Here is a 19512-nt window from a genome sequence, read left to right as displayed (position 1 = left end):
AGCCTGCGCTTGGCAGAGCGCGGCAATCCAATGGCGTATCGTCCCTGCATCGCCGGGCAAAAGTCTGTAACATTGCCGGTTTCAAAATCGCCCACCGAATCACGCTGTAAGGCCCCGAATGTCTGACCTCTCCGCGCACACTCCAATGATGCAACAGTACTGGCGGCTGAAAAATCAGCACCCGGACCAGTTGATGTTCTACCGCATGGGCGATTTCTACGAGATCTTCTACGAAGACGCGAAGAAAGCCGCCAAGCTGCTGGACATCACCTTGACCGCGCGCGGCCAGTCGGCCGGCCAGTCGATCCCGATGTGCGGGATACCGTTCCATTCGGCAGAGGGCTACCTGGCCAAGCTGGTCAAGCTCGGCGAGTCGGTGGTGATCTGCGAGCAGATCGGTGATCCGGCCACCAGCAAGGGCCCGGTCGAGCGTCAGGTGGTGCGTATCATCACTCCTGGCACGGTGAGCGACGAGGCGCTGCTCGATGAGCGCCGCGACAACCTGATTGCCGCCGTGCTCGGCGATGAGCGGCTGTTCGGCCTGGCCGTGCTGGACATTACCAGCGGCAACTTCAGCGTGCAGGAAATCAAAGGCTGGGAAAATCTGCTGGCCGAGCTTGAGCGGATCAACCCGGTCGAGCTGCTGATCCCGGATGACTGGCCACGCGACCTGCCGGCTGAGAAGCGCCGCGGTTGCCGGCGCCGTGCCCCGTGGGACTTCGACCGCGATTCGGCGCGCAAGGGCCTGTGCCAGCAGTTCGCGACCAAGGACCTCAAGGGCTTTGGTTGCGACAAGCTGACCCTGGCGATCGGTGCCGCAGGCTGCCTGCTGACCTACGCCAAGGAAACCCAGCGCACCACCCTGCCGCACTTGCGCAGCCTGCGCCACGAGCGCATGGACGACACGGTGATCCTCGATGGCGCCAGCCGGCGCAATCTGGAGCTGGACATCAACCTGGCCGGTGGCCGTGACAACACTCTGCAATCGGTCATCGACCGTTGCCAGACCGCCATGGCCAGCCGCTTGCTGAGCCGTTGGCTGAACCGCCCGCTGCGCGACCAGAAGGTGCTGCAAGCGCGTCAGGAATCGATCCGCTGCCTGCTCGACGGCTATCGCTATGAAAAGCTGCAGCCGCAACTCAAAGAGATTGGCGACCTGGAGCGGATCCTGGCCCGGATCGGCCTGCGTAACGCCCGTCCGCGCGACCTGGCGCGACTGCGCGACGCCCTCGCCGCCCTGCCTGAGCTGCAAAATGCCATGGCAGACCTGGAGGCGCCGCACCTGGCCCGCCTGGCGGCCATCACCGGCACTTACCCGGAGCTGGCCAGCCTGCTCGAGCGAGCCATTATCGACAACCCGCCCGCAGTTATCCGCGACGGTGGTGTGCTCAAGACCGGCTACGACAGCGAGCTCGACGAGTTGCTGGCCATGAGCGAAAACGCCGGCCAGTTCCTGATCGACCTGGAAGTGCGGGAAAAAGCCCGCACCGGCCTGCCCAACCTCAAGGTGGGCTACAACCGGGTGCATGGTTACTTCATCGAGCTGCCCAGCAAGCAGGCCGAACAAGCGCCTGCCGACTACATCCGTCGGCAGACCCTCAAGGGCGCCGAGCGCTTCATCACGCCAGAATTGAAAGCCTTCGAAGACAAGGCGCTGTCGGCCAAGAGCCGGGCCCTGGCGCGCGAGAAGATGCTCTACGATGCGCTGCTGGAAAACTTGATCGGCCACCTTGCGCCGCTGCAGGACAGCGCCGCAGCACTGGCCGAGCTGGACGTGCTGAGCAACCTCGCCGAGCGCGCTCTGACCCTCGACCTGAACTGCCCAAGCTTTGTTGACGAGCCCTGCCTGCGTATCGAGCAAGGCCGCCACCCCGTGGTCGAGCAGGTGTTGACCACGCCGTTCGTGGCCAACGACCTGGGCCTGGACGACAGCACGCGCATGCTGATCATCACCGGCCCGAACATGGGCGGTAAATCGACCTACATGCGCCAGACCGCACTGATCGTGCTGATGGCGCACATTGGCAGTTTCGTCCCGGCGGCGCGCTGCGAGCTGTCGCTGGTCGACCGCATCTTCACCCGTATCGGCTCCAGTGATGATCTGGCCGGCGGCCGTTCGACCTTCATGGTCGAGATGAGCGAGACTGCCAACATCCTGCATAACGCGACCGACCGCAGCCTGGTGCTGATGGATGAAGTCGGCCGTGGCACCAGCACCTTCGACGGCCTGTCGCTGGCCTGGGCCGCCGCCGAGCGCCTGGCGCAACTGCGCGCCTATACCCTGTTCGCCACGCATTACTTCGAATTGACGGTACTGCCCGAGAGCCAGCCGCTGGTGGCCAACGTGCATCTGAACGCCACCGAGCACAACGAACGCATTGTCTTCCTGCACCACGTCCTGCCAGGCCCTGCCAGCCAGAGTTACGGCCTGGCGGTGGCGCAACTGGCCGGCGTACCCGGCCCGGTGATTCAACGTGCACGCGAGCACCTGAGCCGACTGGAAACTGCCAGCCTGCCTGGCGAGGCTGTAACCAGCCCAGGCAAAGCTGTGCATGACCCGCATGTCCCGCACCAGAGCGACCTGTTTGCCAGCCTGCCGCATCCTGCCATCGACAAGTTGGGCAAGCTCGACCTGGATGACATGACCCCGCGTCAAGCTATCGAAATGCTATATCAACTGAAGAACCTGTTATAACGGCTGCCTGCGCAAGCTGGTAGAATCCCGCGCGGTTTGCTGGTGCTGCAGGTTATTAGCCTGGCCTGCAGCCAAATACCTGTGAACCGTGCTGCCCTGCAAGGAAGGGCATGCAGCCGTTGCCTGAGGAGAAAATTAGAATGACCTTCGTCGTCACCGACAACTGCATCAAGTGCAAATACACCGACTGTGTGGAAGTGTGTCCGGTGGACTGCTTCTATGAAGGCCCGAACTTCCTGGTCATTCATCCGGACGAGTGCATTGACTGCGCGCTGTGCGAGCCAGAGTGCCCGGCACAGGCGATTTTCTCGGAAGACGAAGTGCCTGCCGGCATGGAGAACTTCATCGAGTTGAACGCCGAGCTGGCGGAGATCTGGCCGAACATCACCGAGCGCAAAGATGCCATGGCCGACGCTGAAGAGTGGGATGGCAAGCCTGGCAAGATTGCTGATCTGGAACGCTGATACGCTTGGCGCATCTGGTTCGAACAAAGCGGCCCTCGGGTCGCTTTTTTTGTGCCCGGCGAGAATCGCGAGCTCAAATCGCAGGCAAAAAAAGGGGCGGTATGAACCGCCCACATTTTTTTCCGTAGTCCCTGCTTGTCCCTGTACATCATCCTGATGAATCGCGTCCTGCGATGTCCTTGGCTTTCATCCTGAAAGCCTGTGCCTGTCCGTTGGCACAGTTCAGATACTAGCGATTTCAGCGGAACAGACAACGTGGAGATTTCTCTGATTGTTACAGCGGACATATTTCCACATGTCTAATAATTCTTTATTTATCAGCTACTTACGAATTCATAACTACTGAAAACGACAATGATTTACTTACCCATAGGCCAATCTCCTACGCTGGCCGTAAGCAATCTCGTACGCTGGCTGCAACAAGGGTGGCAACTACAACATTCTCAAGGCTAAAAAAAAACGCCCCGAGAAATCGGGGCGTTGTTCGACGCAGTCAGCGCTACTGGAACAGCGACTCGCTGGACAGGCCGTTCTTCTCGAGAATCTCGCGCAGACGCTTGAGCCCCTCGACCTGAATCTGCCGAACCCGCTCACGGGTCAGGCCAATCTCCAGGCCGACATCTTCAAGGGTGCTGCTTTCATGGCCGCGCAGACCAAAGCGGCGTACCACCACTTCACGCTGCTTGTCGGTCAGCTCACCCAGCCACTGATCGATGCTCTGCGACAGATCATCGTCCTGCAGCAGTTCGCAAGGGTCGGTCGGGCGATCATCGGTGAGGGTATCGAGCAGGGTCTTGTCGGAGTCAGGCCCCAGGGAAACATCGACCGAAGACACCCGCTCGTTGAGCCCGAGCATGCGCTTGACCTCTGCAACCGGCTTCTCGAGCAGGTTGGCGATTTCTTCGGGGGACGGCTCGTGATCGAGCTTTTGCGTCAGCTCACGCGCAGCGCGCAGGTAGACGTTGAGTTCCTTGACCACATGGATCGGCAGGCGAATGGTGCGCGTCTGGTTCATGATGGCGCGTTCGATGGTCTGACGGATCCACCAAGTGGCGTAGGTGGAGAAACGGAAGCCACGCTCTGGGTCGAATTTCTCTACCGCGCGAATCAGGCCAAGGTTGCCTTCTTCGATCAAATCGAGCAGCGACAGGCCGCGATTGACGTAACGACGGGCGATTTTCACAACCAGGCGCAGGTTGCTTTCGATCATGCGCTTGCGACCTGCAGGGTCGCCTTTTTGCGAAAGCCGTGCGAAATGCACTTCTTCTTCGGGAGAGAGCAGCGGCGAGAAGCCGATCTCATTGAGGTACAGCTGAGTCGCATCGAGTGCCCGAGTGTAGTCGATGTACTTGTGCTGTTTGAGCGATGAGGCCGATTTGGCCTTGGTCCGAACCGCAGATACAGCAGGTTCGTCTGACACCACATCCGTTTCCAAAACGATGCCGGTCTCCATCAGGAGAAGGTCATCGTCGATGTCAAACTCCGGCACTTCTTTGCTGAGAGCCATTGTTATAGTCCTTTGCTGAGTTCGAACTCAGACTCTAGCGGCACCTGATTCCGTGGCAGCGCTGGAGCCTGTCCCCTCTACATCCAAGGAACAGGCCGGGTGCAACATTCAACGACGTGGCAAGAACTGGAGCGGATCGACGGGTTTGCCCTGACGGCGGATTTCAAAATGCAGTTTCACCCGGTCAGTGCCCGTGGACCCCATTTCAGCAATAGCCTGCCCTGCCTTGACCTGCTGCCCTTCCCGTACCAACAGCCTGCGGTTGTGACCGTAGGCACTGACGTAGGTATCGCTGTGTTTGATGATGATCAGTTCGCCGTAGCCCCTTAATCCACTCCCGGCGTATACCACTGCACCACCAGACGCAGCAAAAACAGGCTGTCCCAAATCACCGGCGATATCAATGCCTTTATTCAAACTACCGTTTGAAGCAAATTTTCCAATTAATACGCCGTTGGCGGGCCATGTCCAGCCGCCAGCCGTACGCTCTGCGGCGGGGACTGTGGTAACGGTCGTGGTGGTGCTCGATGGGGCGCTGGTTATCACCTTGCCACCACTGACGGACGGTACAGGTGTGCCCACCGGGCGCCGGGTAACGGTGGTCTTGCTCGAGGACGAAGGGCTGGAAACCACGGTGGTACTACCGGTCGAACCACTGTTGAAGCGGATCGGCTGACCTGGGCGAATGGTGTAAGGCGCCGGAATGTTGTTGCGCGCTGCCAGCTCCTTGTAGTCCCAGCCGTAACGGAAGGCGATCGAGAACATCGTGTCGCCCGGTTTGACGATGTATTGACCAGTGGTCACGGTCGGCCGCTTGGGCGCTGCGTTGTTGCGGTCCACCACCCGGGCGCTGCTCGAGCCGGTACTGGAACAGCCCGTCAGCAGCGTGCCCATGGCCAGTGCCACCACCAGGAGCTTGAAAAACGACCGATCCTTGCGCTGCAGACTGATTGTGTGACCCACCCGCGCTCCCCTCATGGTGCCGAAAACCGACTAAACAAAATGCAATAATGTTGCAATTATAACCGAGCCCACTGAAGTGTGGGCGCGCAGGCAAAACATCAAAAGTCTTTCAGGACGTGCTTGGTTTTTTCAGCACTCGCCCGCCACATAGACAGGTACACGCCACAGGAATTCGTTGCAGCTGCAAATATTCCCTTTGACTCAGGCCAGCGGGCCATTGAGCAGCGGCACAAAGCGCACCGTACCCATGACTCGTCGAGAGAAGCCGTGCTCTTCACGGACGATCATCAACAGCTGCTGTTGCTCGCCAGCGGGGCCAACCGGGATCACCAGGCGCCCGCCAGGTGCCAGTTGATCGAGCAGCGCTTGCGGCACCTCAGGCGCCACGGCCGTCACGATAATGCCGTTGTAAGGCGCCAGCGCCTGCCAGCCATCGCAGCCGTCGCCCCAGCGGAACACGACATTGCGCAGGTTGAGTTCGAGCAGCCGCTCCTTGGCCCGGTCCTGCAGGACCTTGATCCGCTCTACCGAGAACACTCGCTCGACCAACTGCGCCAGCACCGCCGTCTGGTATCCCGAGCCGGTGCCGATTTCCAGCACCTTGTCCAAGGGGCCGGCCTCGAGCAGCAGCTCGCTCATGTGCGCAACCATGAACGGCTGTGAGATGGTCTGGTTGTGCCCGATCGGCAGCGCCGTGTCTTCGTAGGCGCGGTGCGCCAGTGCTTCATCGACGAACAGATGACGCGGCGTACGGCGGATCACGTCAAGCACCTTGGGGTTGGATACGCCCTCTTCGGTCAGACGCTGGATCAGCCGTTCGCGGGTACGTTGCGAGGTCATGCCAATTCCGCGGCGTTGCAGATCGTCCTGTTCGCGCATCAGAGCACGCCCTCCAGCCAGCCGCTGAGCTGGTCGAAGGCATCGTTGAAGGTGCGGTCGAGCTGCAGCGGGGTGATCGACACATAGCCCTGCATAACGGCATGGAAGTCGGTACCCGGGCCGCCATCCTCGGCGTCCCCGGCCACGGCGATCCAGTAGCCTTCCTTGCCGCGCGGGTTGACCACCTTGGTGGGCGCCGCCGCACGTGCACGATGGCCCAGCCGGGTGACCTGAATACCGCGGATATGCTCCAGCGGCAGGTTGGGGATATTGATGTTGAGCACGGTGCGCGGCGGCAACTGCAGGCGCGACTGCGCCTCGACCAGGCGCCGGGCAATATGGGCGGCAGCGGGCAGGTTGTCGGGCTGGCGCGACACCAGCGAGAACGCCAGCGAGGTGCCACCGAGAAAACGCCCTTCCAGCGCAGCGGCGACGGTGCCGGAATACAGCACGTCATCGCCCAGATTGGCGCCCAGGTTGATCCCCGAGACGACCATCTCTGGCGTTTGCGGCAACAGCCCGTTGAGCCCCAGGTGGACACAATCGGTGGGCGTGCCATTGAGGCTGATGAAGCCATTGGCCAGAACCTGCGGATGCAGTGGCCGGTCCAGCGTCAGCGAACTGCCGGCGCCGCTCTTGTCTTGGTCCGGGGCGATCACCGCGCACTCGGCATAGTCCGCCAGCGCTGCATGCAGCGCGGCGAGGCCCGGGGCGGTAACACCGTCGTCGTTGGAAATCAGAATACGCATGGGCTGTCCGTCTGCCCTACCGGCACCAGATCGACTAGCTCGCGCACCACGACGGTGGCGAAGCATCCGGCCGGCAGGACGAATTCCAATTGCAGGATATCAAGCTCGGGATAATGCCACGTCAGGCCGCCAATAGGGAGCCGCAGGATGCGCCGTTCGTGACTCATGCCCGCCCGCGCCAGCCAATGGCCCAATGCAGCATGTTGTGCACCGACAGCGGATTCCAGTTCGGCGGTGGCGCCGGTGGTTGGCGTAGGCCCCTCCCCCCACAGCGGACCGGTCGGGTGCAGGTCGAGAATGGCCAGACGCGGATCGGCGCACTCGGCCTCGCCCGCCGGGAAGAAGCTGCGGCTATCGGTGAACGCCAGCAGGTCGCCCACCTGTGCCCGCTGCCAGCTGCCGTCGGCGACCCGCGCTGCCAGCACCTGGTTGAACAGGTAGCTGCGTCCGGCCGAGAGCAGCCGCGAACGCACATTGCGCTGCTCGGGCAGGGCGGCACGCTCGGCCCAGCTCTGCGCATCCTGGACATTACCGCCGCCATGACCAAAGCGCTGGCTACCGAAGTAGTTGGGCACGCCCTGGGCCTTGAGCTGGTGCAAGCGCGCATCCAGCGCGGCATGGTCAGCCGTCAACGCTGTCAGGCGCAGAGTGAAACCGTTGGCCGAATGCGCGCCGCGCTGCAGCTTGCGCAGGTGCCGGTCGCGCTTGAGGATGCGCAGGGTGTCGTCTTCGGCGCGGCTCAGGTCAGGGTCGGCCTTGCCCGGCAGGTGCAGGCTGAACCACTGGCGGGTCAACGCCTGACGGTCCTTGAGGCCGGCATAGCTGATCGCGCGCAGCGGCACACCGGCGGCGCGGGCCAAGCGGCGGGCGGCTTCTTCGGTGTTGAGGTCGCGTTTCTCGACCCACAGCCAGAGGTGTTCACCCTGCCCGGTCAGCGGAATGTCGAGCACTTCATCGACCTGGAAGTCTTCCGCGACTGCCTTGAGCACAGCGCTGCCCAGCGCTTCACCCGAAGCGCGTGGCCCGAGCAGTTCCAATTCGGTCATAGCGCCAGCAGCAGGGCTACCGCATGCACGGCGATCCCTTCCTCACGGCCAGTGAAACCGAGCTTCTCGGTGGTGGTGGCCTTGACGTTGACCTGGTCGAGCTCGACTTGCAGGTCGGCGGCGATCAACTGGCGCATGGTTTCGATATGCGGGGCCATTTTCGGCGCCTGGGCAACAATGGTGGCGTCGACGTTGCCGACCTTCCAGCCTTTGGCCTGGACCACAGCCAGCACGTGGCGCAACAGCACGCGGCTGTCGGCGCCCTTGAACTGCGGGTCGGTATCCGGAAAGTGCTTGCCGATGTCACCCAGCGCAGCGGCGCCGAGCAAGGCGTCGCTCAGTGCATGCAGCACTACGTCGCCATCGGAATGGGCCAGCAGGCCGTATTTGTGAGGAATCTGCACCCCACCCAAGGTAATGAAATCACCGTCGGTAAACCGGTGCACATCGTAGCCATGGCCAATACGCATAGAAAAACGCCCTGATAAAGTCAGGGCGGGATTCTACCTGCTTTGCACAGGCTTGGGCGCAGTTGTTGGGCCGCAGTGCGGCCCACGTAGCAGTTACAGGCGACCCAGCGCAGCGGCATGGTGGCGCAGGTGGTCATCGATGAAGCTGGCGATGAAGTAGTAGCTGTGATCGTAGCCCGGCTGCAGGCGCAAGGTCAGCGTATGACCAGCCTTGCGGGCGGCCTGCTCGAGCGCCTCGGGTTTGAGCTGGGTGGCGAGAAAATCATCCCGATCCCCCTGCTCGATCAGCAACGGCGGGCATTGCCCGGCCGGGGCTTCGGCCACCAGCACGCTGGCATCCCACTCGCGCCAGCGGGCGCGGTCTTCGCCCAGATAACGGGAGAACGCCTTCTCGCCCCACGGGCAGTCCATCGGGTTGCAGATCGGCGAAAACGCCGACACCGACTGATAGCGGCCAGGGTTGCGCAGGGCGCACACCAGCGCACCGTGGCCGCCCATGGAGTGGCCGCTGATGCTGCGTTGATCCGACGCCGGGAAGTGCGCCTCGACCAGCGCGGGCAGTTCCTCGACCACGTAATCATGCATGCGGTAGTGCTGCGCCCAGGGCTGCTGAGTGGCATTCAGGTAGAAACCTGCGCCGAGGCCGAAATCCCAGGCGCCATCGGGATCAGCCGGCACCTGCTCGCCCCGCGGGCTGGTGTCGGGTGCAACGATGATCAGCCCCAGCTCGGCAGCCAGGCGCTGGGCGCCAGCCTTCTGCATGAAGTTCTCGTCGTTGCACGTCAGGCCGCTCAGCCAGTACAGCACCGGCAGCTTGGCACCTTGTTCGGCCTGCGGCGGCAGGTACACGGCAAACACCATGTCGCAGCCAAGCACCTTGGACTGATGCCGGTAACGCTTGTGCCAGCCGCCGAAGCTTTTCTGGCAGGAGATGTTTTCCAGGCTCATGGCTGACCTCAGAAGTGGATCACGCTGCGGATGCTTTTACCTTCGTGCATCAGGTCGAAGGCTTTGTTGATGTCTTCCAAGCCCATGGTGTGGGTGATGAAGGTATCCAGCGGGATCTCGCCCTGCTGCGACATCTCGACGTAGCTTGGCAGTTCGCTGCGACCACGCACGCCACCGAACGCCGAACCGCGCCAGACGCGCCCGGTCACCAGTTGGAACGGACGGGTGGCGATTTCCTGGCCGGCACCGGCCACGCCGATGATCACCGACTCGCCCCAGCCCTTGTGGCAGCATTCCAGCGCCGCTCGCATCAGTTGCACGTTGCCGACGCACTCGAACGAGTAATCCACACCGCCATCGGTGAGGTCGACGATGACCTCCTGGATAGGCCGGTCATAGTCCTTCGGATTGATGCAATCGGTGGCACCCAACTGGCGGGCGATCTCGAATTTGCTCGGATTGATATCGACGGCGATGATGCGCCCGGCCTTGGCCTTGGCCGCACCGATGATCGCCGACAGGCCGATACCGCCCAGGCCGAAGATGGCCACGGTGTCGCCTTCTTTGACCTTGGCGGTATTGAGCACGGCGCCGATGCCGGTGGTCACGCCACAGCCGAGCAGGCAGACTTTTTCCAATGGCGCTTCTTTCTGGATCTTGGCCACGGAGATTTCCGGCAACACGGTGTACTCGGAGAACGTCGAGGTGCCCATGTAGTGGAACAGTTGCTGGCCCTTGTAGGAGAAGCGCGTAGTGCCATCAGGCATCAGGCCTTTACCCTGGGTCGCACGGATTGCCTGGCACAGGTTGGTCTTGCCAGAACGGCAGAACTTGCACTGGCCACACTCGGGGGTGTACAGCGGGATCACATGATCGCCTACGGCAACCGAGGTCACGCCCTCGCCTACTGCCTCGACAATACCGCCACCTTCATGGCCGAGAATCGACGGAAAGATGCCTTCCGGGTCAGCGCCCGACAGGGTGTAGGCGTCGGTATGGCAGACACCGCTGGCAACGATGCGCACCAGGACTTCACCGGCCTTGGGCATGGCGACATCGACTTCAACGATTTCCAGCGGTTTGTTGGCCTCGAAGGCTACGGCGGCACGGGACTTGATCATCAGGGATCTCCAGCGAGTGGTGGGCAATCCATTCAGTGTAATTCAGCGCACTTTGATTAATAATCCTGACCAAGACAAAACATTATTGCCATACAGGGATAATCAATGATCAATCGCTGGGAAGGCATCGATGAATTCGTGGCCGTGGCCGAGCTTGGCCAGTTCACCGCCGCGGCGGAGCGCCTGGGCGTATCGTCCTCGCATGTCAGCCGCCAAATCGCTCGCCTCGAAGAACGCTTGCAGACCCGCTTGCTCTACCGCAGCACCCGCCGGGTAACCTTGAGCGAGGCCGGGCAGACTTTCCTGCAGCACTGCCAGCGCTTGCAGGATGGCCACGAGGAGGCCCTGCGGGCGATGGGCGATCTTGCCAGCGAGCCAAAGGGGCTGTTGCGCATGACCTGCGCCGTGGCCTATGGCGAGCGTTTCATCGTGCCACTGGTGACGCGCTTCATGACCCAGTACCCGCAGCTGCGGGTGGAGGTCGAGTTGAGCAATCGCACCCTGGACTTGCTCCACGAGGGCATGGACCTGGCGATCCGCCTGGGCCGCCTGCAGGACTCACGTCTGGTCGCCACACGCCTGGCACCACGACAGATGTACCTGTGCGCCTCGCCGGCTTATCTGGAGCGTTACGGCCGGCCGCACAGCCTATCGGAACTGGCTCGGCACAACTGCCTGATTGGCAGCAGTGATGTCTGGGCGCTGAAACAGGAAGGTCGTGAACTGAGCCAGCGGGTGCAGGGCAACTGGCGCTGCAACAGTGGTCAGGCAGTGCTGGATGCCGCACTGCAGGGGATTGGATTGTGTCAGTTGCCGGACTACTACGTGCAGGAGCATTTGCGTAGCGGCGCTCTGGTATCGCTGCTCGAAGCGCATCAGCCGCCCAATACCGCGGTGTGGGCGCTGTATCCGCAGCAACGGCATCTCTCGCCCAAGGTCAGAAGGCTGGTGGATTACTTGAAGGCGGAGCTTGGACAGTTGCCAGAATACGCAGGCAGTGCCTGAGGTGTCAGGCGCGTGCCGACCAACGCTGGCGTAACCACTCCAGATCTTCGGGGCGGGTAACCTTGATGTTGTCGCTGCGCCCTTCCACTAGGCGCGGGGCCAATCCCGACCACTCCATCGCCGACGCCTCGTCGGTCACCGTCACATCGGATACCAGGCATTCGGCCAGTGCCCGGTGCAGGGCACCGAGGCGGAACATCTGCGGCGTGAAGGCTTGCCAGATGGTGCTGCGGTCAACCGTAGCGCTGACCCGGCCATTGCTGTCGGCGCGCTTGAGGGTGTCGCGGGCCGGCACTGCAAGCAAGCCGCCCACCGCATCGTCAGCCAGTTCCGCCAGCAACCGGTCGAGGTCACTGCGAGCCAGGTTCGGCCGTGCGGCGTCGTGTACCAGCACCCAGTCGCCATCTGCCGCGCCTTGAGCATGCAGCAACAACAAGGCATTGAGCACGGAGTCGGCCCGCTCGCGCCCGCCGGCAGCACGCTGGATACGCGCATCGTTGGCGCAGGCCAGGCCTGGCCAGTACGGATCGTCGGCAGCAATGCTGACCACCACCCCTTTGAGCGAGGGATGGCCTAGAAAACAGTCGAGGCTGTGCTCGATAATAGTCCGCCCGCCCAACTGCAGGTACTGCTTGGGACGGTCGGCAGCCATTCGCGCACCGACCCCGGCAGCGGGGATCACGGCCCAGAAGGCCGGCAGTGGCGAGGTCATTTCTGTGGCAACTGGAAGAGGGTTTCGCCCTCTTTGACCATGCCCAATTCGTGACGGGCCCGTTCCTCGACGGTCTCCATACCTTTCTTCAACTCCATGACTTCCGCGTCGAGCACGCGATTACGCTCCAGCAGCCGTTCGTTCTCGGCGTGCTGTTCGTCGATCTGCTGCTTGAGCTCGGTCACTTGCGCCAGGCTGCCACTGCCCACCCAAAGGCGGTACTGCAGGCCACCCAGCAACAGGAGCAAGATGAGAAACAACCAATAAGGACTGCGCATCAAAGTATCCAGGATTAAAAGGCCGCCGCTGCGGGGCTTCCGATAGCACGAAGCCTGGCCGAGGCCAGGCTTCGTTGACAGAAACCCGTAGGAGGTGTCTGAAAGCTCAGTAAGAACGCTCAGACAGCCTCGGCAGCTGCCTTTTTACCATCTCTTGCTTAGCCGCGAAACTCGTCGCGACCACGGTACACCGCCTTGGCGCCCAGTTGCTCTTCGATGCGCAGCAGCTGGTTGTACTTGGAGACGCGGTCGGAACGGCACAGCGAGCCGGTCTTGATCTGGCCAGCGGCAGTGCCGACAGCCAGGTCAGCGATGGTCGAGTCTTCGGTTTCGCCGGAGCGATGCGAAATCACTGCGGTGTAGCCGGCAGCCTTGGCCATCTGGATGGCTTCGAGGGTTTCGGTCAGCGAGCCGATCTGGTTGAACTTGATCAGGATCGAGTTACCGATGCTCTTGTCGATGCCTTCCTTGAGGATCTTGGTGTTGGTGACGAACAGGTCATCGCCAACCAGCTGGATCTTCTCGCCGATCTTGTCGGTGAGGATCTTCCAGCCAGCCCAGTCGGACTCGTCCAGACCGTCTTCGATGGAGATGATCGGGAAGCGCTCGGTCAGGCCTTTGAGGTACTCGGCAAAGCCTTCGGAGTCGAACGACTTGCCTTCACCGGACAAGTTGTACTTGCCGTCTTCGTAGAATTCGCTGGCAGCGCAGTCCAGGGCCAGGGTGACATCGGTGCCCAGCTTGTAGCCAGCGTTGGCAACGGCTTCGGCGATGGCTGCCAGAGCGTCTTCGTTGGAGGCCAGGTTTGGTGCGAAACCACCTTCGTCACCGACTGCGGTGTTCAGGCCACGGGCCTTGAGCACTGCTTTGAGGTGATGGAAGATTTCGGTGCCCATGCGCAGGCCGTCGGAGAAGGTCTTGGCGCCAACCGGCTGGACCATGAACTCTTGAATGTCGACGTTGTTGTCGGCGTGCTCGCCGCCGTTGATGATGTTCATCATCGGTACCGGCATCGAATACTGGCCTGGAGTGCCATTGAGGTTGGCAATGTGCGCGTACAGCGGCAGGTCCTGGTCCTGTGCGGCGGCTTTGGCAGCTGCCAGCGACACGGCGAGGATAGCGTTGGCGCCCAGCTTGGCCTTGTTCTCGGTACCGTCCAGTTCGATCATGGCGCGGTCGAGGGCTTTCTGGTCAACCGGGTCCTTGCCCAGCAGCAGGTCGCGGATCGGGCCGTTGATGTTGGCAACGGCTTTGAGTACGCCCTTGCCCATGTAACGGCTCTTGTCGCCATCACGCAGCTCCAGCGCTTCGCGCGAGCCGGTGGAAGCACCGGACGGCGCGCACGCGCTGCCGATGATGCCGTTGTCGAGCAGTACATCGGCTTCCACGGTGGGGTTGCCACGCGAATCGAGAACTTCACGACCTTTGATGTCGACGATCTTTGCCATTGTTGTAAGCACTCCAGAATTGACGAAAACAACGCAGCTTAGGGAATTCGAGCCTTTCACCAGGCGAATACGCAGAGGGCAGGCCTGGCGAAGGGGAGCCCCTGACCCGAGGGTCAGGGGTAGAACGGGCGGTACTTTACCCGAGAAATGAGTGTTACGCGGTTTCTACCGTCGGAAAACTTTTCACCAGGTCGTCCAATTGCTTGAGCTGGGCCAGGAATGGCTCCAGTTTGTCCAGGCGCAGCGCGCATGGACCATCGCACTTGGCGTTGTCCGGGTCCGGGTGTGCTTCCAGGAACAACCCGGCCAGACCCTGGCTCATGCCAGCCTTGGCCAGGTCGGTGACCTGGCCGCGGCGGCCGCCGGCAGAGTCCGAGCGACCACCCGGCATCTGCAGGGCATGGGTCACGTCGAAGAACACCGGGTACTCGAACTGCTTCATCAGGCCAAAGCCGAGCATGTCCACAACCAGGTTGTTGTAGCCGAAGCTCGAGCCACGCTCGCACAGGATCAACTGATCGTTACCCGCCTCGACGCACTTGGCCAGGATGTGTTTCATCTCCTGAGGTGCAAGGAACTGGGCTTTCTTGATGTTGATCACTGCGCCGGTCTTGGCCATCGCCACGACCAGATCGGTCTGACGCGAGAGGAAGGCCGGCAACTGGATGATGTCGCAGACTTCGGCAACCGGTGCAGCCTGATACGGCTCGTGCACGTCGGTGATGACCGGCACGTTGAAGGTCTGTTTGATCTCTTCGAAGATCTTCAGCCCTGCTTCCATGCCCGGGCCGCGGTAGGAGCTGACCGAAGAGCGGTTGGCCTTGTCGAAACTGGCCTTGAACACGTAAGGGATACCGAGCTTTTCGGTAACCCGCACGTACTCTTCGCAAACCTTCATGGCCAGATCACGCGACTCAAGCACGTTCATGCCACCGAACAGAACGAACGGCTTGTCGTTGGCGATCTCGATGTTACCGACGCGAATGATCTTCTGGGTCATGGATCAGGCCTTGTTCTTCTGGACCAGTGCCGCCTTGACGAAGCCGCTGAACAGCGGATGACCGTCACGCGGGGTGGATGTGAACTCGGGGTGGAACTGGCAAGCAACGAACCACGGATGGTCCTTCGACTCGACCACTTCGACCAACGCGCCGTCACCGGAACGCCCGGAAATCTGCAGGCCAGCTTCAATCATCTGCGGCAGCAGGTTGTTGTTGACCTCGTAGCGGTGGCGGTGACGCTCGACGATCACGTCCTTGCCATAGCAATCGTGGACCTTGGAGTTGCCGATCAGCTGGCATTCCTGGGCGCCCAGACGCATGGTGCCGCCCAGATCGGAGGCTTCGGTACGGGTTTCGACGGAACCGGTGTTGTCGGCCCACTCGGTAATCAGACCCACCACCGGGTGCTCGCTGTTGCGGTCGAACTCGGTGGAGTTGGCGTCGGCCCAGCCCATTACGTTACGGGCGAACTCGATCACGGCAACCTGCATGCCCAGGCAGATACCCAGGTACGGCACCTTGTTCTCGCGAGCGAACTGGACCGCCTTGATCTTGCCTTCGACACCGCGCAGACCGAAGCCGCCCGGGACCAGAATGGCATCAGCACCTTCGAGCAGGCTGGTGCCCTGGTTCTCGATGTCTTCGGAGTCGATGTAACGCAGGTTGACCTTGGTGCGATTCTGGATACCGGCGTGGCTCATCGCTTCGATCAGCGACTTGTACGCATCCAGCAGCTCCATGTACTTGCCGACCATGGCGATGGTGACTTCATGCTCAGGGTTGAGCTTGGCGTCGACCACCTTGTCCCACTCGGACAGGTCAGCGCTGTCGCACTGCAGGCCAAAGCGCTCGGTGACGAAGTCGTCCAGACCCTGTGCATGCAGGATGCCCGGGATCTTGTAGATGGTGTCGGCGTCTTCCAGCGCGATCACCGCACGTTCTTCAACGTTGGTGAACTGGGCGATCTTGCGGCGCGACGAGTTGTCGATCGGGTGATCGGAGCGGCACACCAGCACGTCAGGCTGCAGGCCGATCGAGCGCAGTTCCTTGACCGAGTGCTGAGTCGGCTTGGTCTTGGTCTCGCCAGCAGTGGCGATGTACGGCACCAGCGTCAGGTGCATCAGCATCGCGCGCTTGGCGCCGACTTCGAAGCGCAACTGGCGGATCGCCTCGAGGAACGGTTGCGACTCGATGTCGCCGACCGTGCCGCCGATTTCGACCAAGGCAACGTCAGCGTCGCCAGCACCCTTGATGATGCGGCGCTTGATTTCGTCGGTGATGTGCGGGATGACCTGAATGGTCGCGCCCAGGTAATCACCACGGCGCTCTTTGCGCAGCACGTGCTCGTAGACACGGCCAGTGGTGAAGTTGTTGTTCTGGGTCATCGTGGTGCGGATGAACCGCTCATAGTGGCCCAGGTCAAGGTCGGTCTCGGCGCCGTCATGGGTGACGAACACCTCACCATGCTGGAACGGGCTCATGGTGCCTGGATCGACGTTGATGTACGGATCCAGTTTGAGCATGGTGACCTTAAGCCCCCGCGCTTCCAGGATGGCCGCCAGGGAAGCCGAGGCAATGCCTTTCCCCAATGAAGAAACAACACCGCCCGTGACGAATATGTAGCGCGTCATGAAAAACCCTAGAAGTCTGCGTTAAAGCGGCTAGCGCCGCCGGAGAAAGCGAAGGAAGGCCGAAGCCCCCGATCACCTGCGTCAATCACAGTGCATCTCGAAAAACTGCCGCGTCTGTACAGACCAGGTGCATACCCGGCATGGAGCTCGCTCGTCATTTTAGGAAATCAGCCCAGCAAAAAACTGCTTGGTAATCGGCAACTGCTGTGTTTTCGATGAAGCCACAGAAGTTGTATCAAGAAGGGAGGGTAGTCTACCGGAATCTAATCCTCAGCTCAAACCTTGCGCGTTGCTCGGCATCCGCCACTCCAAGGTACAGTCGCCCTGGGCCAGTTGCGGCAGGTTGGCCACTGCCAGCAGGCGCTCGCCCTGCCACAGCAGCGGCAGCCTTGGCCGAATGAAGTGTGGCACCTGATGTTCGTTGAGCAAGCGCTTGAGGTCGCGGTGGCCGCGGCCGGGTAGCGCCAGCCGTTCGCCGCCCTGACGATAGGCAATCCGCAGCGCTGCCTGCGGCAACGTACCGCACAGGCGTACGCGGCCGTTGCCCGGCAACTCTAGCGGCCGGCCATGATCCGGCCAGGCAAGCTCGCCTGAAGGGGCGGCCAGCCAATCGCCGCTGAGCCACCAGATGCGGCCGTGGCTGCGTTGCAACTGACCGTCGGCCAGGCGCCAGATGGGTTGCGCGTCATCGGCGGCGTCGCGCAACGCTTCCCAACCGACCCAATGGCGGCTATCCGGCAACCGCGTGCGAGTGCTTAACCAGTACTGCAAAGCATTGCGCTGACGGGCGGGCGAGAGTGCCTTGAGCGCTTCCAGAGCGAGTGAGTCCAGCCCAGGCCATGCGCTCGGAGCGCCCTGCCCTGCCAGCGCCAGGTCGTCAGCGGCGAGTTCGTTGAGCAGGCTCAGCGCCTCGCCCAGATGATCGGCACTGCGCGCCAGGCTCTGGCTGGCTTGCGGCCAGCGCTGGTGCAGCAGCGGCAAAGCCTCGCCGCGCAGAAAATTACGGGCGTAGTGGGTGTCGGCATTGCTCGGGTCTTCTATCCAGCGCAGTTGGGACTGCTCGGCATAGCTGTGCAATTGTTGCCGCGACAGGGCCAGCAATGGCCTGACCAACTGCCCCTGGCCAAGCGGCCTGGCTGCTGGCATTGCCGCCAGGCCACGCAAGCCGGCGCCGCGCAATAGCCTGAACAGCAGGGTTTCAGCCTGATCGTCGCGGTGCTGGCCGGTGAACAGGACTTCACCGGGGCGCAGAATGTCGGCAAAGGCGTGATAGCGAGCATTGCGCGCGGCTTGCTCGAGGCTGGCGCCGGGCGCGACCGTGACGTGGATGACCTGCAGTTCGATGGCGAGCTTGTCGCACAGGGATTGGCAATGGGCTGGCCAGCTGTCGGCGGCGGCTTGCAGGCCGTGGTGGATGTGGATGGCACGCAGGGGGGGCGCGTGGTGGTGGCGGGTGTAGTCAGCGAGAAGGTGCAGAAGGACGCTGGAGTCGAGGCCGCCGGAGAGGGCGACATACCACGCGGGAGCGTGCTGCCAGGGGGAAAGGCTGTGGGTGAGGTCGATCATGTGTGCCTCACTGAGAAGCTGGGGTCGCTGCGCGACCCCGACGGCATCAACTCAGATCAGAGACCGTAGCTCATCAGGCGGTCATAACGACGCTTGAGCAGCGTGTCATGGTCCAGCCCACTGAGCATATCCAGCTGCTGAATCAGCTCGCCACGAATGGTTTGCGAAACCTTGACTGGATCACGATGGGCGCCGCCCAGCGGCTCCTCGATCACTTGGTCGACGATATTCAGGCTCTTCAGGCGCTCGGCAGTGATACCCATCGCTTCGGCTGCATCGGCAGCCTTGTCGGCGGTTTTCCACAGGATCGAAGCGCAACCTTCCGGCGAGATCACCGCATAGGTGGAGTACTGCAGCATGTTCAACTGGTCACAGACACCAATGGCCAGCGCACCGCCCGAACCACCTTCGCCAATCACGGTGGCGATAATCGGAGTTTTCAGCCGCGCCATGACACGCAGGTTCCAGGCAATAGCCTCGCTCTGGTTGCGCTCTTCGGCGTCGATGCCTGGGTAGGCACCCGGAGTATCGATGAAGGTCAGGATCGGCATCTTGAAGCGCTCAGCCATTTCCATCAGGCGGCAGGCCTTGCGGTAGCCTTCCGGACGCGGCATACCGAAGTTGCGACGCACCTTCTCGCGCACTTCGCGGCCTTTCTGGTGACCGATGACCATCACCGGCTTGCCGTCCAGACGCGCAGTACCACCAACAATGGCAGCGTCGTCGGAGAAGTGGCGGTCGCCGTGCAGCTCTTCGAACTCGGTGAAGATGTGCTGCAGGTAGTCCAGTGTGTACGGCCGGCGCGGGTGACGTGCCAGGCGCGCAATCTGCCAGCTGGTCAGATTGCTGAAGATGCTTTCGGTGAGGGTGCTGCTCTTGTCTTGCAGACGGGCAATCTCATCGCTGATGTTCAGCGAGTTGTCATTGCCAACCAGACGCAGCTCTTCAATCTTGGCTTGCAGGTCGGCAATCGGCTGTTCGAAATCGAGGAAATTCGGGTTCATAGGCATCCGTCTTGGGTCTACGGCC

The 19512-nt window shown here is 61.8% G+C and carries 18 protein-coding genes; 3 read left to right on the top strand and 15 right to left on the bottom strand.

The features are described from left to right. The first annotated feature begins 118 nt into the window (after nucleotides 1-118). Together mutS and fdxA are read left to right on the top strand one after the other, a co-directional pair. Entirely contained in the window at nucleotides 119-2695 is a 2577-nt protein-coding gene (gene mutS / locus K3F44_RS01350; protein WP_181106087.1) for a DNA mismatch repair protein MutS, read from the top strand. Nucleotides 2696-2835: 140 nt separating this feature from the next. Next, a complete protein-coding gene (gene fdxA / locus K3F44_RS01345; RefSeq protein WP_101317303.1) occupies nucleotides 2836-3159 on the top strand; it encodes a ferredoxin FdxA in 324 nt (107 codons plus the stop codon). A gap of 499 nt (nucleotides 3160-3658) precedes the next feature. Here fdxA and rpoS read toward each other — a convergent pair whose 3' ends face one another. The 8 genes from rpoS to K3F44_RS01305 all read right to left on the bottom strand — a co-directional run bounded on the left by rpoS (nucleotide 3659) and on the right by K3F44_RS01305 (nucleotide 10842). Continuing rightward, complete coding sequence (gene rpoS, locus K3F44_RS01340) at nucleotides 3659-4666, bottom strand: RNA polymerase sigma factor RpoS (protein WP_101317301.1); 1008 nt, start codon at nucleotides 4664-4666, stop codon at nucleotides 3659-3661. Nucleotides 4667-4774: 108 nt separating this feature from the next. After that, nucleotides 4775-5629, bottom strand: coding sequence for a peptidoglycan DD-metalloendopeptidase family protein (locus K3F44_RS01335; RefSeq protein WP_103436343.1), 855 nt, complete (start codon nucleotides 5627-5629; stop codon nucleotides 4775-4777). A 201-nt stretch (nucleotides 5630-5830) separates the two neighbouring features. Then, entirely contained in the window at nucleotides 5831-6469 is a 639-nt protein-coding gene (locus K3F44_RS01330; protein WP_178080818.1) for a protein-L-isoaspartate(D-aspartate) O-methyltransferase, read from the bottom strand. A gap of 38 nt (nucleotides 6470-6507) precedes the next feature. After that, nucleotides 6508-7257 carry a 5'/3'-nucleotidase SurE gene (gene surE, locus K3F44_RS01325; RefSeq protein ID WP_150570857.1) on the bottom strand — a complete coding sequence of 250 codons (750 nt, stop codon included), beginning with the start codon at nucleotides 7255-7257 and terminating at the stop codon, nucleotides 6508-6510. After that, a complete protein-coding gene (truD, locus tag K3F44_RS01320) occupies nucleotides 7245-8303 on the bottom strand; it encodes a tRNA pseudouridine(13) synthase TruD (RefSeq protein WP_150572018.1) in 1059 nt (352 codons plus the stop codon). Before truD ends, surE begins: the two co-directional genes overlap by 13 nt. Then, complete coding sequence (ispF, locus tag K3F44_RS01315; protein WP_101317291.1) at nucleotides 8300-8773, bottom strand: 2-C-methyl-D-erythritol 2,4-cyclodiphosphate synthase; 474 nt, start codon at nucleotides 8771-8773, stop codon at nucleotides 8300-8302. Before ispF ends, truD begins: the two co-directional genes overlap by 4 nt. Before the next feature lie 93 nt (nucleotides 8774-8866). Then, entirely contained in the window at nucleotides 8867-9721 is an 855-nt protein-coding gene (gene fghA / locus K3F44_RS01310) for an S-formylglutathione hydrolase (protein ID WP_181088542.1), read from the bottom strand. Between the two features lie 8 nt (nucleotides 9722-9729). Then, nucleotides 9730-10842, bottom strand: coding sequence for an S-(hydroxymethyl)glutathione dehydrogenase/class III alcohol dehydrogenase (locus tag K3F44_RS01305; RefSeq protein ID WP_103436338.1), 1113 nt, complete (start codon nucleotides 10840-10842; stop codon nucleotides 9730-9732). Between the two features lie 108 nt (nucleotides 10843-10950). On the opposite strand from K3F44_RS01305, the gene K3F44_RS01300 reads away from it, so the two are divergent. Further along, complete coding sequence (locus K3F44_RS01300) at nucleotides 10951-11847, top strand: LysR substrate-binding domain-containing protein (protein WP_181088645.1); 897 nt, start codon at nucleotides 10951-10953, stop codon at nucleotides 11845-11847. A gap of 4 nt (nucleotides 11848-11851) precedes the next feature. Here the strand turns inward: K3F44_RS01300 and ispD are convergent, their stop codons facing one another. The 7 genes from ispD to K3F44_RS01265 form a co-directional block, all read right to left on the bottom strand. Beyond that, nucleotides 11852-12559 carry a 2-C-methyl-D-erythritol 4-phosphate cytidylyltransferase gene (gene ispD, locus K3F44_RS01295; RefSeq protein WP_101317282.1) on the bottom strand — a complete coding sequence of 236 codons (708 nt, stop codon included), beginning with the start codon at nucleotides 12557-12559 and terminating at the stop codon, nucleotides 11852-11854. Then, on the bottom strand, nucleotides 12556-12837 hold the full coding sequence (gene ftsB, locus K3F44_RS01290; protein ID WP_101317280.1) for a cell division protein FtsB: 282 nt from the start codon (nucleotides 12835-12837) through the stop codon (nucleotides 12556-12558). Before ftsB ends, ispD begins: the two co-directional genes overlap by 4 nt. A gap of 158 nt (nucleotides 12838-12995) precedes the next feature. Continuing rightward, nucleotides 12996-14285 (bottom strand): phosphopyruvate hydratase, encoded by a 1290-nt coding sequence (eno, locus tag K3F44_RS01285; protein WP_101317278.1) that lies wholly within the window; start codon nucleotides 14283-14285, stop codon nucleotides 12996-12998. Nucleotides 14286-14439: 154 nt separating this feature from the next. Continuing rightward, nucleotides 14440-15285 (bottom strand): 3-deoxy-8-phosphooctulonate synthase, encoded by an 846-nt coding sequence (gene kdsA, locus K3F44_RS01280; RefSeq protein WP_101317276.1) that lies wholly within the window; start codon nucleotides 15283-15285, stop codon nucleotides 14440-14442. A 3-nt stretch (nucleotides 15286-15288) separates the two neighbouring features. Further along, the gene (locus tag K3F44_RS01275; protein WP_101317274.1) at nucleotides 15289-16917 is read right to left on the bottom strand and encodes a CTP synthase; all 1629 of its coding nucleotides are present in this window, start codon (nucleotides 16915-16917) and stop codon (nucleotides 15289-15291) included. 270 nt (nucleotides 16918-17187) lie between these two features. Next, nucleotides 17188-18483: a tRNA lysidine(34) synthetase TilS gene (gene tilS / locus K3F44_RS01270; RefSeq protein WP_220633209.1), complete on the bottom strand. Its 1296-nt coding sequence runs from the start codon at nucleotides 18481-18483 to the stop codon at nucleotides 17188-17190. Between the two features lie 56 nt (nucleotides 18484-18539). Beyond that, the gene (locus K3F44_RS01265) at nucleotides 18540-19487 is read right to left on the bottom strand and encodes an acetyl-CoA carboxylase carboxyltransferase subunit alpha (protein ID WP_101317270.1); all 948 of its coding nucleotides are present in this window, start codon (nucleotides 19485-19487) and stop codon (nucleotides 18540-18542) included. Nucleotides 19488-19512 lie beyond the last annotated feature (25 nt).

It is taken from the genome of Pseudomonas sp. S07E 245 (assembly GCF_019599025.1).
In the GTDB taxonomy this organism is placed as follows: Bacteria; Pseudomonadota; Gammaproteobacteria; order Pseudomonadales; family Pseudomonadaceae; genus Aquipseudomonas; species Aquipseudomonas shirazensis.
The sequence above is the reverse complement of the archived record's forward strand: the minus strand, read 5'-3'. Positions and strand labels throughout refer to the sequence as shown.

What these genes read in the sequence shown, in the direction of transcription:
- mutS (WP_181106087.1), top strand. Translation starts at nt 119, where the DNA reads ATGTCTGACCTCTCCGCGCACACTCCAATGATGCAACAGTACTGGCGG.
- fdxA (WP_101317303.1), top strand. Translation starts at nt 2,836, where the DNA reads ATGACCTTCGTCGTCACCGACAACTGCATCAAGTGCAAATACACCGAC.
- rpoS (WP_101317301.1), bottom strand. Translation starts at nt 4,666, where the DNA reads ATGGCTCTCAGCAAAGAAGTGCCGGAGTTTGACATCGACGATGACCTT.
- K3F44_RS01330 (WP_178080818.1), bottom strand. Translation starts at nt 6,469, where the DNA reads ATGACCTCGCAACGTACCCGCGAACGGCTGATCCAGCGTCTGACCGAA.
- surE (WP_150570857.1), bottom strand. Translation starts at nt 7,257, where the DNA reads ATGCGTATTCTGATTTCCAACGACGACGGTGTTACCGCCCCGGGCCTC.
- truD (WP_150572018.1), bottom strand. Translation starts at nt 8,303, where the DNA reads ATGACCGAATTGGAACTGCTCGGGCCACGCGCTTCGGGTGAAGCGCTG.
- ispF (WP_101317291.1), bottom strand. Translation starts at nt 8,773, where the DNA reads ATGCGTATTGGCCATGGCTACGATGTGCACCGGTTTACCGACGGTGAT.
- fghA (WP_181088542.1), bottom strand. Translation starts at nt 9,721, where the DNA reads ATGAGCCTGGAAAACATCTCCTGCCAGAAAAGCTTCGGCGGCTGGCAC.
- K3F44_RS01305 (WP_103436338.1), bottom strand. Translation starts at nt 10,842, where the DNA reads ATGATCAAGTCCCGTGCCGCCGTAGCCTTCGAGGCCAACAAACCGCTG.
- ispD (WP_101317282.1), bottom strand. Translation starts at nt 12,559, where the DNA reads ATGACCTCGCCACTGCCGGCCTTCTGGGCCGTGATCCCCGCTGCCGGG.
- ftsB (WP_101317280.1), bottom strand. Translation starts at nt 12,837, where the DNA reads ATGCGCAGTCCTTATTGGTTGTTTCTCATCTTGCTCCTGTTGCTGGGT.
- eno (WP_101317278.1), bottom strand. Translation starts at nt 14,285, where the DNA reads ATGGCAAAGATCGTCGACATCAAAGGTCGTGAAGTTCTCGATTCGCGT.
- kdsA (WP_101317276.1), bottom strand. Translation starts at nt 15,285, where the DNA reads ATGACCCAGAAGATCATTCGCGTCGGTAACATCGAGATCGCCAACGAC.
- K3F44_RS01275 (WP_101317274.1), bottom strand. Translation starts at nt 16,917, where the DNA reads ATGACGCGCTACATATTCGTCACGGGCGGTGTTGTTTCTTCATTGGGG.
- tilS (WP_220633209.1), bottom strand. Translation starts at nt 18,483, where the DNA reads ATGATCGACCTCACCCACAGCCTTTCCCCCTGGCAGCACGCTCCCGCG.
- K3F44_RS01265 (WP_101317270.1), bottom strand. Translation starts at nt 19,487, where the DNA reads ATGAACCCGAATTTCCTCGATTTCGAACAGCCGATTGCCGACCTGCAA.